Genomic DNA, 16367 nt, shown 5'->3' on the forward strand with positions numbered 1-16367 from the left:
CGACTTCCGAAACCCTATGCCGACTGCTTCGGACCACAACCCCTAGGAAACCGTGGTTTGTTTTCCGGTGAGAACTCCGGGCGCGGCCCGGATCCGGAAATGGGCAGAACGGGATCAGCCCAGCCGGACGGGAAGGCGTTCCAGCGTCCGGAACTGGAGGCTGTCGCGCCAGCGCAGGGACTGCTCGCCGACCGCCAGCCGCCAGGTCGGGAACCGCGCGAGCAGCCGGCTCAGCGCGATCTCGCCCTCCATGCGGGCCAGCGGAGCGCCCAGGCAGTGATGGATGCCGTGGCCGAAGGCGAGATGACTGTTGGCGGAGCGCGCGGTGTCGAGCGCGTCGGGCTCACTGAAGCGGGCGGCGTCGCGGTTGGCCGCCGCCAGGGAGATGAAGACGAGGTCGTCCCGGGGAATGGTCAGCCCGTCGATCTCGACCGGTTCCAGGGTGTAGCGGACCGTGGCCAGGTTGAGCGGGCTCTCGAAGCGCAGGAACTCCTCCACCGCGGCCGGGACGGCCTGCGGCTGCGAGCGCAGCCGCTGCTGCTGTTCAGGGTCCCGCAGCAGCGCGTACACCGAGTTGCTGATCATGCTCGCGGTCGTCTCGTAACCCGCGTTCATCACCAGGAAGATGGTCGACAGCAACTCGCCCTCGTCCAGGCCCTGTTCACCGTCGTCGGCCTGGAGCAAGGCGCTGACCAAGTCGTCGCCCGGCCTCTCGCGCTTGTCCACGATGAAGTCCCGCAGGTAGGCCGTGGCGGCCACATGGGCCTGCATCTTGTCCTGCATGGTCGCGGTGACGCTGGTCAGCGTGGCGTTCCAGGAGCGGAAGTCGTCGCGCCGGTCGCCGGGTATGCCGAGCAGCTCGCCGATCACGGTGATCGGCAGGGGCAGCGACAGCGCCTCCACCAGATCGACGTCCCCGCCCGGGACGATGCGGTCGAGGAGTTCGTCGGTGGCCCGCTCGATCCGGGGCCTGAGCCGCTCCACGCGCCGCATCGTGAACGCCTTGCCCATGATGCGGCGCAGCCGGGTGTGGTCCGGCGGGTCGCTGAAGAGCATGCTCTTGAAGTTCGCGAACTGCACCGGCTCGGCGCTGACCTTGTTGCGCTCCACGATGCGGGGCAGGTCCGCGGCGTCCTTGGAGAGCCGGGGGTCGGCCAGGAGCGAGCGCGCCGCCTCGTAGCGGGTGACCACCCAGGCGTGCAGTTCGGTGGTCAGCGTCTTCACCACGACCCGGTGGGCCGGCGCCTCGGCCCGCATGTCGTTGTAGATCGCATACGGTTCCTGGGTGAACTCCGGACTCAGCAAGTCCACCACATTCGATATTCCACTCACGCGTGTCCCTCCTGCTTCGTTCTGTGGGCCTCTTGGTCGGCCAGCCAGCGCAGGACCGGCCGGGCGGTCGACGCGGCGGACTCCTGGATCATGGACAGATGGTCGGCGTCCTCCACCTCGTAACTGGTGTGCGCGACGGGCCAGTCCGGCCTCAGATGCGCGGCCACGGGCCGGCCCGCCCGGGGCCCGGCGGTCACATGGCGTGCCGCGGTCAACTGGAGCGTCGGCGCGTGTGCCGCAGCGGGACGCCACTCCGCGAAAAGGGTCAAATAGCGCCCCATGGCGGTGAGTTGGGCGTCATTGATCCGCCCGAAGCGCTCCGCTTCGATCGTGTGGTCGCCGCCGAGCAGGATCTGTTGAATCTCGGCGAGCCCTTCGCTGCCCGGCAGATGGGAGTCCAGCAGCACCACCGCGCGGACGGGCTCCCCGGCTCGCGCCAGGTGCTCGGCCACGGCGTGGGCGACCCAGCCGCCGGAGGAGTAGCCGACGAGCACGATCTCCCGGCCGTCCGCGCAGGCCCGTACCGCGTCGGCCCGGTCGGCGACCAGCTCGCCCAGGGACGCGGGCAGCGGTTCCCCCTCCTCGAAGCCCGGATGCGGCAGCACGGTGAGCGGGTAGGCATCGCGGAACGCGGCGGCGAAGCGGGCGAACTGGAAGGCGTTCGACGGCGCCACCACGGAAGGGAAGCAGATCAGGGCGGGGGCGAGCGGGTCGCCGGTACGGCTGAAGACCATCGGGGAGGGAACAGTGAGGGCACGATCCACAGACCGCCGCGCATCCCTGAGCCTGGCCGCCGACTCCAGGAGGTCGAGGCCGGCCTCCATCCGCCCCTCGGTACAGGCGGCGCGGAAGAGTTCGCGCAGACCGCGGTCCTCGTAGCCGCCGACGCCGGACAACTCCGACTCCAGTACCCCGGGTTCATCGAGCCGTTGGAGGAGGTGCTTGGCGAGGAGCCTCGGTGCCGGATGGCTGAAGAGGACATCCGCGGTCAGCGGCAGACCGGTGGCCGCCTTGAGCCGCTCGCACAGCTCCACCACGGTCAGGGAGTCGAATCCCAGCTCGGCGAAGAGAGCGTCCGGGTGAACCTCGTCCTGCGCCGTGTAGTCGAGGATGGCCGCGACCTCGGCGCACACCCCCCGCAACAGCGCGTCCTCCCGTTCCTCGGGCGGGATGCCCGCGAGGCTCTGACGCAGCGGGAAGGACGGTTCCGACGGCGGTTCGCCGGGGGTGGGTGCGGCGGGGGCTGTGCCGACCGCGAGGGAGGGGCGGACTCCGTCGATCCAGTAACGCTTGCGCTGGAAGGCGTAGGTGGGGAGGTCGACGGTCCGAGCGCCTGAATCCTCGTACAGCGCTCGCCAGTTGACGGGCGCGCCGGTGGTCCAGAGGGTGGCGAGGGCCTTGACGGCGGTCTGGGGCTCGTCGCGGTTGCGGCGCAGGGTCGGGGTGCAGCCCGGGACCAGGGCGGACAGGGCCGCGTCCGGGCCGACCTCGATGAACCGGACGACGCCTGCCTCGCGGGCGGCCTCGATGTCGTCGTGGAAGCGGACCGTGTCGCGGACGTGCCGCACCCAGTACTCCGCGTCGGTCACATCCTTGAGGAGCGTCAACCGAGGCTCGTGGAAGGTCACCTGGGCGAGGACCTGACGGAAGTCGTCCAGCATCGGCTCCATCAGCGGCGAGTGGAAGGCGTGGCTGACCGACAGCCGCTTCACCTTGCGGCCCTCGGCCTCGAAACGGGCCGTGACCGCCAGCACGGCTGCCTCTTCGCCGGAGATCACGACCGCCTCGGGGCCGTTCACCGCCGCGATCGACACCTGATCCGACAGCAGCCCGGCCACCTCGGCCTCGGTCGCCTGAAGGGCCACCATCCCGCCGTCCGGCGGCAGTTGACTCATCAGTCGACCCCGCGCGGAGACCACCTTCACGGCGTCCTCAAGAGACCACACCCCCGCCACATGAGCGGCGGCGAGTTCACCGATCGAATGCCCCACCAGCGCATCCGGGCGCACACCCCACGACTCCAGCAGCCGGAACAGCGCCACCTCACACGCGAAGATCGCCGGCTGCGCCCACGCCGTGTCCCCCAACACCTCGGCAGGACCCTCGAACATCACCTCACACAACGACCCGCCAAAAGCCGCACACACCTCGTCCAGAGCCCTCGCGAACACCGGATACGCCGCATACAACCCACGGCCCATCCCCACCCGCTGAGACCCCTGACCGGAGAACACGAACCCCGTGCCACCGGCGTCCGCGTCTCCGCGCGCCAGTTGGCGGCCGTCGTCCGTCACCACGGCCCGGTGCTCGAACCCAGACCTGGTCGTGATCAGCGACCATCCGACATCCACGGGATCCGGCCTGGGAGTCCAGTCGTCCAGTCGGCTCAGCTGTGCTCGCAGGGCCGCGGCGGACCGCCCCGACACCACCCACGGCACCACGGGCATCGAGACGCGCGCGGGAGTCTCCGCCGTCTCCTCCGGCGGCGCCTCCTCCAGGATCACGTGCGCGTTCGTCCCGCTCGCCCCGAACGCCGACACCCCGGCCCGCCGCAGCCGCCCCTCCTCGGGCGCCCACTCCCTGGCCTCCCGCAGCAGCTCCATCGCACCCGACGCCCAGTCCACCTGCGGCGTCGGCTCCTCCACGTGCAGCGTCTTCGGCAGCAGCCCCCGTTGCAGGGCCATCACCATCTTGATCACACCGGCCACGCCCGCGGCCGCCTGCGCGTGCCCGATGTTCGACTTCAACGCGCCGAGCCACAGGGGCCGTTCGGCGTCCCGGCCCTGCCCGTACGCCGCCAGCAGCGCCTGCGCCTCGATCGGATCCCCCAGCCGGGTCCCCGTACCGTGTGCCTCCACCGCGTCCACGTCGGCGGGCGACAACCCCGCGCTCGCCAACGCCGCCCGGATCACCCGCTGCTGTGACGGACCGTTCGGTGCCGTCAGCCCGTTGCTCGCCCCGTCCTGGTTGACCGCGCTGCCCCGGACCACCGCCAGCACCCGGTGCCCCAGCCGCCGGGCGTCCGACAGCCGCTCCACGGCCAGCACCCCCACGCCGTCGGAGAACCCGGTTCCGTCCGCGTCGGCCGAGAAAGCCCGGCACCGGCCGTCGGGCGACAGCCCCCGCTGTCTGCTGAAGACCTGGAGCATGCCCGGGGTGGCCATCACCGTGGCACCGCCCGCGAGGGCGAGGGAGCACTCCCCCGACCGCAGCGCCTGCACCGCAAGGTGCAGCGCGACCAGCGACGACGAGCACGCCGTGTCGACCGTGACCGCCGGCCCCTCCAGGCCGAAGGTGTAGGAGATCCGGCCGGAGACCACGCTGCCGACGTTCGCGGTGAGGAAGTAGCCCTCCATGCCCTCGGGGCTGCTCTTCAGCAGTTCGCCGTAGTCCTGCATGCTGTTGCCGAGGAAGACACCGGTGCGGCTGCCGCGCAGTTGCCGCGGGTCGAGGCCCGCGCGCTCCAGCGCTTCCCACGAGGTCTCCAGGAGGAGCCGCTGCTGGGGGTCCATGGCCTGGGCCTCGCGCGGGGATATCCCGAAGAAGCGGGGGTCGAAGTCGGCGGCGTCGGCGAGGAAGCCGCCGCCCCGGGCGTAGACGGTGCCCCACCGGTCGGGGTCGGGGTCGTAGAGGTTGGCCAGGTCCCAGCCGCGGTTCTCCGGGAACGCGGTGATGGCGTCCGTACCGTCGGCCACCAGGCGCCACAGCGCTTCCGGGGTGTCGGCCGCGCCCGGGTAGCGGCAGGCCATGCCGACGATCGCGATGGGCTCGGCGGTGCGGGACTCCAGTTCGCGGACGCGCTTGCGCGCCTGGACCAGGTCGGCGGTCACCCATTTCAGGTAGTCCCGGAGCTTGGTCTCGGTGTCCATGGACTCGTGCTCGGCCGTCACTGGTCCCTCCCGAGTTCCTGGTTGATGAAGTCGAAGATCTCGTCATCGCTCGCCGCCTCGATGCGCTCGGCCGCGTCGTCGTCGGGGCCGGCCGGCGCCGCACCATGAAAGTCGGCCAGGACCGCGATCCGGTCGAGGAAGTCGCGCAGCCGCTCGGTGGCCTGCCGCCGCTCCCAGTAGTCGGCCGGGGCGGTGAGCAGGACGTTCTCGAGCCGGTCCAGGCCGGCCAGTGGGTCGTCGGAGGCCGGGGCGGCCGCGCCGCCCAGTGCGTCGTGCAGGTGTCCGGCCAGGGCCGTGGCGGTCGGGTGGTCGAAGACGACGGTGGCCGCGAGTGCGAGTCCGGTGGCGGACTTGAGCCGGTTGCGCAGTGCCACGGCGGTGAGTGAGTCGAAGCCGAGGTCGTGGAAGGCCCGGTCCGGGTCGACGGCGGCGCCGGAGGTGTGGCCGAGGACGGCGGCGGCCTCGGCCCTTACCAGGTCGAGCAGCAGGGCGTGCTGCTCGGCCGGGGCGAGCCCGGCGAGGCGGCCGGTCACGGCGGCGGTGTCCGTCGCCGGAGCGCTCGCGGCCTCGCGGGCGACGAGCGCGGCGGTGTCGGGCAGGTCGGCGAGGAGGGGGCTGGGACGGTGGAGGGTGAAGGCGGGCAGGAAGCGGTCCCATGCCATGTCGGCGACGACGAGGGTCGTCTCGTCGTCGGTGACCGCCTGTTCCAGCGCGGTGATCGCCGGTTCGGGCGCCATCACGATGACCCCGCCGCGCGCGAGTTGGTCGGCGCGCTTCTCGTCGAGCATGCCGCCGTCCGCGTCCCAGGCGCCCCAGGCCACGGAGGTCGCCCGGCCGCCCGCCGCACGGCGGGCCTGCGCCAGGGCGTCGAGGTAGGCGTTGCCCGCCGCGTAGGCGGCCTGCCCGCCGCTGCCCCATACCCCGGCGATGGAAGAGAACAGCACGAACGCGTCCACCTCGTCGGGTTCCAGGAGTTCGTCGAGGTGGCGGGCGCCCGCCACCTTCGCGGCCAGCGCCTCGGCGATCTGCTCGGCGGTGAGTTCGGCGAAGGGCGTGTACTCGGCGGTGCCCGCGGCGTGGAACACCGCGCGCACGGGATCGCCCGACGCGGTGAGGCCCTTGAGCAGTTCCTCGACGGCGGACCGGTCGGTCATGTCGCAGGAGACCACGCTGACCCGGGCGCCCGACGCGGCCAGTTCGGCGGCCAGTTCGCTCGCGCCGGGTGCTTGCGGTCCGCTGCGTCCGGCCAGTACGACGTGCTCCGCCCCGCTGCGCGCCACCCACCGGGCGACGTGCGCGCCGATCGCGCCCGTGCCGCCGGTGATGAGGACGGTCCCCTTCGGAGTCCAGGATGTGCGGGCCCGTTCGGGGCGCGGGCTGCGGCCGAGCCGTCGTACGAGTACGCCGCCCTCGCGGACCGCGAGTTGGTCCTCGCCGTGCGTGGGGGCGTCGCCGAGCACGTCCAGCAGCCGGCCGACGGCCCGAGGTGTCGGCACGGCCGGCAGATCCACCAAGCCGCCCCAGCGGTCGGGGAGTTCCAGGACCGCGGTCCGGCCCAGCCCCCATACGAGGGCCTGCGCGGGGCTGGTGAGCGGGTCGTCGGCGTCGACGGAGACGGCACCGGAGGTCAGGCACCACAGGGGCGCGTCCTGGCCGATGTCGCCGAGGGCCTGGGTCAGCAGGACCGTGTCGACGGCGCCCGACGTGAGCACCGGGTGCTCGGGGTGTTCCCGGTCGTCCAGCGCGGTGAGGGCCACCACGCCCCGGAGTTCCTCCTCGCCCGCGGCCTCGCCGATCAGCCGGCCCAGCACCGCGCGGTCACCGTCGGCGCGGGCCGTGTCCAGGACGCGCACGTCGGCTCCGCCCGCGGTCAGTTCGCGCACGAGGGCGTCGGCCCAGGATGCCGCGGCCGGGTGGTCCGGCACCGCGACGAGCCAGCGTCCGGCCGGCCGCGCCGCCGTACGGTCCGGGAGCGCACGCCAAGTGATCCGGTACCGGCGGCTGTCGAGCTCCACGCGCTCGTGGTGCCGCCTGCGCCAGGTCGCCAGCGCGGGAACGACCGTGTCGAGGGCGTCCGTGCCACCGAGATCGAGCGTGCCGGCCACCGCGGCGAGGTCTCCCGCGTCCACCGCCCGCCAGAATTCGGCCGTGTCCTCGGAGGCCGCGGCACCGCTCGGCGCGAAGGCGCCCGGGGCGGGCCAGTAGCGCTCGTGCTGGAAGGCGTACGTCGGCAGGTCGACCCGGCTCGCGTCCGCCCCGTCGAAGAGGGTGTGCCACCGCACCGACGCGCCGTGTGCGTATGCCTCGGCGGCGGAGAGCAGGAACCGGCGCAGCCCGCCCTCGTCGCGCCGCAGGGAACCCACGGTGACGGCTTCGGTCCCCGTCGCCTCGAAGGTCTCGGCGAGGGCGACCGCGAGAACGGGATGCGGGCTCGCCTCCACGAACAACCGGAAGCCATCGGCGAGAAGGGCACGGACGGTGTCCTCGAAGAGGACCGTCTGACGAAGGTTCGTGTACCAGTAACCCGCGTCCATCACCGACGTGTCGATCAACCCACCGGTCACCGTCGAATAGAACGGCACGGCGGACGCCCTCGGTTTGACGGACGCCAGCAGATCGGCCAACTCGGCCTCGATCGCTTCCACATGAGCCGAGTGCGAGGCGTAGTCCACCGGGATACGACGAACCCGCACCCCCTCGCCCTCCAACACCGCGAACAACTCGTCCAACGCCGCCGCGTCACCCGAGACCACCGTCGAGGACGGACCATTGACCGCCGCCACCGACACCTTGCCGCCCCACACCGCGACCCGCTCGCGCACCTCCGACACACCCAACGGCACCGACAACATCCCGCCCCGCCCCGACAACGCCACGATCGCCTGACTCCGCAACGCCACCACCCGCGCCGCGTCCTCCAACGACAACGCCCCCGCCACACACGCCGCCGCGATCTCACCCTGCGAATGACCCACCACCGCCGCCGGCACAACGCCGAGGGACCCCCACACAGCGGCCAGGGACACCATCACCGCGAACAACACCGGCTGCACCACATCCACCCGGTCAAAACCAGGCGCACCCTCGGCCTCCCGGACCACGTCCGTCAGGGACCAGCCGGTCAGGGGATCCAATGCCGCCGCACACTCCGCGAACCGAGCCGCGAACACCGGCGAGGACTCCAGCAACTCCACCGCCATCCCCACCCACTGACCCCCCTGACCAGGGAAGACGAAGACAGGTCGATCGTCGGTGCCGGTCGCCGCGGTGACGGTGTGGGCGGTGGTGCCGCCCTGGGCGACGGCCAGCAGTCCGGACAGCAGTTCGTCCCGGTCGGCGCCGACGACCACGGCCCGGTGTTCGTGGGCCGAGCGGGTGGTGGCGAGCGCCAGGCCGATTTCCTGGTGGGGCAGTTCACGGACGGCGGGCGAGGACAGCAGGGCCTGGGCCTGGCCGCGCAGGGCGGTCGCCGAGCGGGCGGTCAGCACCCACGGGACCACCGGGGCGGCCTGCGCGTCGCCGGAGGCGTGGTCGGTTTCCGGGAACTGCTCGACGACGACATGGGCGTTGGTGCCGCTCACCCCGAACGCGGAGACCGCGGCCCGCCGGGGCCGGCCCAGTTCCGGCCAGGGCCGGGCCTCGGTCAGGACGTGCACGTTCCCGCTGTCCCAGTCGACCTCCTGGGTCAGCCGGTCGACGTGGAGGGTCCTGGGCAGGACGCCGTGCCGGAGCGCCATCACGGTCTTGATGAGTCCCGCGACGCCCGCGGCGGCCTGGGTGTGGCCGATGTTGGACTTCAACGAGCCGACGTGCAGGGGCTGTTGGTCGTCGTGCTCCTGGCCGTAGGTGGCGAGCAGCGCCTGCGCCTCGATGGGGTCGCCGAGCCGGGTGCCGGTGCCGTGCGCCTCGACGAGGTCGACGTCGGCGGCGCCGACGCCCGCGTTGGCGAGGGCCTGGCGGATGACGCGCTGCTGGGAGGGGCCGTTGGGCGCGGACAGGCCGTTGGAGGCGCCGTCCTGGTTCACCGCGCTGCCCCGCACCACCGCCAGCACGCGGTGTCCGTTGCGCCGTGCGTCGGAAAGTCGCTCCACGACGACCATGCCGACGCCCTCGGCCCACGCCGTTCCGTCGGCGGTGTCGGCGAACGCCTTGCAGCGGCCGTCGGGCGACAGTCCGCGCTGCCGGCTGAACTCCACGAACAGGTCGGGCGTGGACAGCACGGCGACGCCGCCCACGAGGGCGAGTTCGCACTCGCCGGAGCGCAGCGCCTGCCCGGCGAGGTGCAGCGCGACCAGCGACGAGGAGCAGGCCGTGTCCACGGTGACCGCGGGCCCCTCCAGGCCGAAGGTGTAGGCGAGGCGGCCGGACAGGACGCTGCCGGTGCTGCCGGTGAGGAGGTAGCCCTCGTAGTTGTCGGCGGCGCGGGCGAGGAGCGAGGAGTAGGTCTGGCCGCTGGCGCCGACGAAGACGCCGGTGCGCGAGCCGCGCAGGGCGGCGGGATCGAGCCCGGCGCGTTCCATGGCCTCCCAGGAGGTCTCCAGGAGGAGTCGCTGCTGGGGATCCATGGCGACGGCCTCGCGCGGGGAGATCCCGAAAAAGGCCGCGTCGAACCCGGCGACATCGTGCAGGAAGCCGCCGTGGCGGGCGTAGGTGGTGCCCTGCCGGTCCGGGTCGGGGTCGTAGAGGCCGGTGGTGTCCCAGCCGCGGTCGGCGGGGAAGCCGGACATGCCGTCGCCGCCGGAGCGGACCAGGTCCCACAGGTCCTCGGGCGAGTCGACGCCGCCGGGGAAGTGGCAGGCGATGCCGACGACGGCGAGGGGCTCCTGGCTGTCGGCCCGGACGGCGGGGGCCGGGGCGATCGTGCCGGGGAGTTCCCCGCTGACGTCGGCGACGATGCGCGCCGCGAGGGCGCGGGGTGTGGGGTGGTCGAAGACGAGGGTGGCGGGGAGCCGGATGCCGGTCTCGGTGTTCAGGCGGTTGCGCAGTTCGACGGCGGTCAGCGAGTCGAAGCCCATCTCCTGGAAGGCGCGGCCCCCCTCGACCGCGTCCGGGGAGCCGTGCCCGAGGACGGCGGACGCCTGGGCCCGCACCAGGTCGAGGACGATCCGCAGCCGCTCGTCCTCGCCGCGGCCGTGCAGGCGCTGGCGCAGTCCGGTGGCCGGGGTGTCGGTGCCGGCCTGGGCACGCGGGGCCGTGGTGCGGACCAGGCCGCGCAGGACCGGTGGCACGGCGCCGCCGCGCCGGCGCAGTCCGGCCAGGTCGAGGCGGGCCGGCACGAGGGTCGGGGCGCCGTGCTCCAGCGCCGCGTCGAACAGGGCGAGACCGTCGTCCTCGGTCAGCGGCACCAGGCCGCCGCCCGCCATGCGCCGCCGGTCGACCTCGCCGAGGGACGCCGCCATGCCACCGGGCTGCTCCCACAGTCCCCACGCCATCGACACGGCGGGCAGGCCGAGGGCCCTGCGGTGTTCGGCGAGGGCGTCGAGGAAGGTGTTGGCCGCGCAGTACCCGGCCTGGCCGGCCGCGCCGAAGGTGGCGGCGGCGGAGGCGAACACCACGAAGTGGGCGAGGTCGAGGCCGCGGGTCAGGTCGTGCAGATGCCAGGCGGCATCGGCCTTGGGCCGCAGCACGGCGTCCACCCGCTCGGGGGTGAGGGAGGTGATGATCCCGTCGTCGAGCACGCCGGCGGCGTGGACCACGCCGTGCAGGGTGGAGTGCTCGGTGATGGTGTCAAGCAGCCGGGCCAGGGCCGCGCGGTCCGACACGTCGCAGGCGACCACCTCCGCCTGGGCACCCAACTCCGCCATTTCCGCGAGGAGTTGCTCAACCCCCGGGGTACGGCGGCCACGGCGTCCGGCGAGCACCAGGCGGCGCACGCCGTGGCGCGTGACGAGGTGCCGGGCGATCAGTCCGCCCAGGGCGCCACCCGCGCCGGTGACGAGGACCGTGCCGTCGGCGGCCGTGTCCCGGGGCTCGGCCCGGGGGACCGTGAGGACGACCTTGCCGATGTGCCGGGCCTGGCCGAGGAAGCGGAACGCCTCGCCGGCCGCGCGGACGTCCCAGGTGGTCACCGGGAGCGGTCGCAGGGCACCGCTCTCGAAGAGGTCCACGAGCGCGGTCAGCATCTCACCGATGCGGTCGGGGCCCGCTTCGAGCATGTCGAACGCCTGGTAGCGCACGCCCGGGTGGGCCGCCGCCACCTCCTCGGGGTGCCGGATGTCGGTCTTGCCCATCTCCAGGAAGCGCCCGCCCCGCGGCAGCAGTGCGGCCGAGGTGTCGACGTACTCCTTCGCGAGGGAGTTCAGGACGACGTCCACGCCGCGCCCGTCGGTGACCTCGGCGAACATCCGGCCGAAGTCGAGGAGGCGGGAGGAGGCGAGGTGGTCGTCGGGGACGCCGAGGGACCGGACGGTGTCCCACTTGCCGGGGCTCGCCGTGGCGAAGACCTCCGCGCCCAGGTGCCGGGCGAGCTGCACGGCGGCCATGCCGACGCCGCCGGCCGCCGCGTGGACCAGGACGGACTCGCCCGCCTTCAGGTCCGCCAGGTCCACGAGGCCGTAGTACGCCGTGAGGAAGACGACGGGCACGGCGGCCGCGCGGGTGAACGACCAGCCGTCGGGAATCCGGACGAGCAGCCTGCGGTCCGTGACGGCCACGGGGCCGAGGACGCCGTAGAAGAGACCCATCACCCGGTCGCCCGGGGCCATTCCGGACACTCCCGGTCCGACCTCCAGGACGACTCCGGCGCCCTCCGCGCCGACGCGTGCCTCGCCCGGATACATGCCCAGGGCGATGAGGACGTCCCGGAAGTTCAGGCCGCCCGCCCGCATGCCGACCCTGACCTCGCCCTCGGCGAGCGGCCGGCCGGCCTCCGGGTACGGCGCGAGGGCCAGGTTCCCGTCGAGGGTGCCCCGGCCGAGGGTCTCCAGGCGCCACGGCCGGTCGTCCGGCACGTCGAGTCCCGCCGGTGTCCGGGCGAGCCTGGGGACGAGGACGTCCGTGCCGCGTACCGCCCACTCGGTCTCGTCGCCGTCCGCGAGTACGGCCAACCGGGGCCAGACATCGCCCGGTTCGTCGACGTCGACCAGGACGAAACGGCCCGGGTTCTCCACGCCCGCCGACCGTATGAGCCCGCGCGCGGCCGCGTGCGCCGGTCCGGTGACCTGCTCGCCCTGGCGTGCGGCGACCGCCCGGCGAGTGAGCAGCAGCAGGCGCGCGCCGGCGAAGCGTTCGTCCGCGATCCAGGTCTGCGCGAGGCGCAGGGCACGGTGGGTGAGGGTGTGGGCCAAGTCGGGGAGGCGGTCGTCCACGGCGGTGGCCGTGTCGTCGCCGGGCCGATCGTCCGCACCGGCCGGGGTGTCGATGCTGGGCACGACCACGAGGCCGGGCAGCGGCGTGCCGGCGTCGACGGCGGCGGCGAGGTCGTCGAGGCCGGTGTAGGTGCCGGCGGCACCGGCCGCCAGGGCCTGTGCGGCGTACGGGGTGCCGGCCGGCGCCAGCAGGGCCCAGGTCAGCGGGCCGGCCGGGGTCGGCAGCGGTTGCTCGACCCACTCGACACGGAACAACGCGTCGAGGTCGCGTCGGCCGTCCCCGCGAAGTCGCTCGGCGGTCACGGGCCGGAGCACGAGCGCGTCGGCGGTGGCGACGAGCTGCCCGGAGGTGTCGGCGACGGCGAGCGCGAGGCTGTCGTCACCGGTGCGCACGAGGTGGACGCGCAGCGACGACGCGCCCCAGGCCCGCACGTCGACCCCGCTCCACGAGAAGGGCAGCCGCCCCGACGTGTGCTCCGCACCGAGCAGCCCGCCCGCTCCCACCGCGTGCAGCGCGGCATCCAGCAGGGCGGGATGCAGCGCGAACGCCGCCGCGTCCCCGCTCGCCTCGGCGGGCAGGGCGACCTCGGCGAAGAGTTCCTCGCCGCGCCGCCATACACCGCGCAGGCCCTGGAAGGTCGGGCCATAGGCGAAGCCCACGTCCGCGAAACGGTCGTACAGGTCGGCGGCGTCGACGGGGGTGGCGTCCGCCGGAGGCCATGTTCCCGTGACCGAAGAGGAGTTGGGGGCGGTTCGTACGGTGGTGAGGGCGCCCGTCGCGTGTTCCTGCCAGGGCTTCTCGTCCCCCGCCTCCGAGGGCTCCGGACGCGAGTGGATCGACAGAGCGCGCCGACCGGAGTCGTCCAGGTGTCCTACGACCACCTGGAGCTGGACGGCGTCCCGCTCGGGCAGGACGAGGGGGTGGTGCAGGGTGAGTTCCTCGACGGCGGGGGCCCCGACCTGGTCCCCCGCCCACACGGCCAGCTCAAGAAACGCCGTGCCGGGAAGCAGGACCGTGTCCAGGATCGCGTGGTCGGTCAACCAGGGATGCGAACGACGGGAAAGCCGACCGGTGAGGATCAGACCGTCACCCTCGGCGAGATGGATCGCGGCACCGAGCAGAGGATGCGCGGCGATACCCAGACCGGCAGCAGACACGTCACCCGTGGCAGAGATCGCGGGCTCCAGCCAGTAACGCTCGCGCTGGAAGGCGTAGGTGGGGAGGTCGACGGTACGGGCACCCGAACCCTCGTACAACGCCTGCCAGTTGACCGGCGCGCCGGTGGTCCAGAGGGCGGCGAGGGCCTTGACGGCGGTCTGGGGCTCGTCGCGGTTGCGCCGCAGGGTCGGGGTGCAGCCCGCGACCAGGGCGGACAGGGCCGCGTCCGGGCCGACCTCGACGAACCGGACGACGCCCGCCTCGCGGGCGGCCTCGATGTCGTCGTGGAAGCGGACCGTGTCGCGGACGTGGCGCACCCAGTACTCCGCGTCGGTCACGTCTTTGAGGAGCGTCAACCGCGGCTCATGGAAGGAGACTTCCGCCAGGACCCGACGGAAGTCGTCCAGCATCGGCTCCATCAGCGACGAGTGGAAGGCGTGACTGACCGACAGCCGCTTCACCTTGCGGCCCTCGGCCTCGAAACGGGCCGCGACCGCCAGCACGGCCGCCTCCTCGCCCGAGATCACCACCGCGTCCGGACCGTTCACCGCCGCGATCGACACCTGATCCGACAGCAGCCCGGCCACCTCTGACTCGGTCGCCTGAAGCGCCACCATCGCGCCGCCCGAAGGAAGTTGGCTCATCAGCCGACCCCGGGCAGCCACCACCCTCACGGCGTCCTCCAGCGACCACACCCCCGCCACATGGGCGGCGGCGAGTTCACCGATCGAGTGCCCCACCATCACGTCGGGGAGCACGCCCCAGGACTCCAGCAGCCGGAACAGCGCCACCTCACACGCGAAGATCGCCGGCTGCGCCCACGCCGTGTCCCCCAACACCTCGGCAGGACCCTCGAACATCACCTCACGCAACGACCCGCCGAAAGCCGCACACACCTCGTCCAGAGCCCTCGCGAACACCGGATACGCCGCATACAACTCCCGGCCCATCCCCACCCGCTGAGACCCCTGACCGGAGAACACGAACCCGGTCCCACCGGCAGCGACCACCCCAGTCACGGGCTCACCCCCGCCATCGAGCACCACGGCCCGATGCTCGAAGGTGGACCTGGTCATGATCAGCGACCACCCCACGTCGACGGGGTCCAGACCGGCGGCCCACTCCTCCAGCCGGCCCAACTGCCCCCGCAACGCCTCGGCCGACCGCCCCGACACCACCCACGGCACCACCGGAACGGAGACAGCGGACCGTGGTTCGGCCGCCTGATCCTCAGGCGCCTCCTCCAGAATCACGTGGGCGTTGGTCCCGCTGATCCCGAAGGAGGAGACTCCGGCCCGCCGCAGCCGCCCCTCCTCGGGCGCCCACTCCCGCGCCTCCCGCAGCAGCTCCACCGCACCCGAAGCCCAACTGACCTGCGGCGTCGGCTCGTCCACGTGCAGCGTCTTCGGCAGCAGCCCCCGCCGCAGAGCCATCACCATCTTGATCACACCGGCGACGCCCGCGGCCGCCTGGGTGTGTCCGATGTTCGACTTCAACGACCCCAGCCACAGCGGCCGTTCGGCGTCCCGGCCCTGCCCGTACGTCGCCAGCAGCGCCTGTGCCTCGATCGGGTCTCCGAGCCGGGTCCCGGTGCCGTGGGCCTCCACCGCGTCGACGTCCGCCGTCGACAGCCCGGCGCTCTCCAGGGCCGCGCGGATCACCCGCTGCTGTGACGGACCGTTCGGTGCCGTCAGCCCGTTGCTCGCCCCGTCCTGGTTGACCGCGCTGCCCCGCACCACCGCCAGCACCCGGCGGCCGTTCTCCCGGGCGTCGGAGAGCCGCTCCACCACCAGGACGCCCACGCCCTCGCCCCATCCGACGCCGTCGGCCGCGGCGGCGAAGGACTTCGAGCGGCCGTCGGGTGCCAGGCCGCGCTGTCTGCTGAACTCCATCAGGACGCCGGGCGCGGCCATCACCGCGACGCCGCCCACCAGCGCGCGGTCGCAGTCACCGGCGCGCAGGGCCTGGCCGGCCAGGTGCAGGGCGACCAGCGAGGAGGAGCACGCCGTGTCCAGCGTCACCGCCGGGCCCTCCAGGCCGAGGATGTAGGCGATCCGGCCCGACATCACACTGGGGGTGTTACCGGTCATGAGGTAGCCGGCCACTTCATCGGGCGCCTGGGTCAGCGGCGGGGCGTAGTCCCAGGTGTTGGAGCCGACGAAGACGCCGGTGCGGCTGCCGCGCAGTTTCTGCGGGTCGAGGCCCGCGCGTTCCAGCGCCTCCCACGAGGTTTCGAGGAGCAGCCGCTGCTGGGGGTCCATGGCCTGGGCCTCGCGCGGGGAGATGCCGAAGAACGCGGCGTCGAAGGCACCGAGGTCGTCCAGAAAGGCTGCCTCGCGGGTGCCGATGGAACCGGGCCGGGTCAGCTCGGGGTCGTAGAGGTCGTCGATGTGCCAGCCGCGGTCGGCGGGGATCGGGGCGACCGCGTCCGTACCGGTGGCGACGAGCTCCCAGAGTGCCTCGGGGGTGCGGACGCCGTGCGGGAACCGGCAGGCCATCGCGGTGATGGCGAGGGGTTCGCCGGCGCGCTCCTCCAGTTCCCGCACGCGGTCCCTCGACTGCACCAGGTCAGCCGTGACCCACTTGAGGTATTCGCGGAGCTTCTCTTCGTTGTCCATCTGCGTTGCCGCTCCATCCAGCAGTGTGCGTGCTCCGGGCTGCTCTGCCTGCTCTGTGGCG

Annotated in this window: 3 protein-coding genes; all 3 read right to left on the bottom strand. The window is 73.0% G+C overall.

The genetic code is table 11. From position 1 onward, the window contains the following. Positions 1–114: 114 nt before the first annotated feature. From AB0927_RS03130 to AB0927_RS03140, 3 genes are read right to left on the bottom strand one after another with little or no spacing between them, the layout of a single operon-like run. Positions 115–1332, bottom strand: a complete 1218-nt coding sequence (locus tag AB0927_RS03130; protein WP_366665741.1) for a cytochrome P450 — start codon at positions 1330–1332, stop codon at positions 115–117. Further along, on the bottom strand, positions 1329–5201 hold the full coding sequence (locus AB0927_RS03135) for an alpha/beta fold hydrolase (protein ID WP_366665778.1): 3873 nt from the start codon (positions 5199–5201) through the stop codon (positions 1329–1331). Before AB0927_RS03135 ends, AB0927_RS03130 begins: the two co-directional genes overlap by 4 nt. Positions 5202–5218: 17 nt before the next feature. Then, positions 5219–16306, bottom strand: coding sequence for a type I polyketide synthase (locus AB0927_RS03140; protein ID WP_366665742.1), 11088 nt, complete (start codon positions 16304–16306; stop codon positions 5219–5221). Positions 16307–16367: the final 61 nt, after the last annotated feature.

This window comes from Streptomyces sp. NPDC048106, assembly GCF_040706415.1.
Classification (GTDB): domain Bacteria; phylum Actinomycetota; class Actinomycetes; order Streptomycetales; family Streptomycetaceae; genus Streptomyces.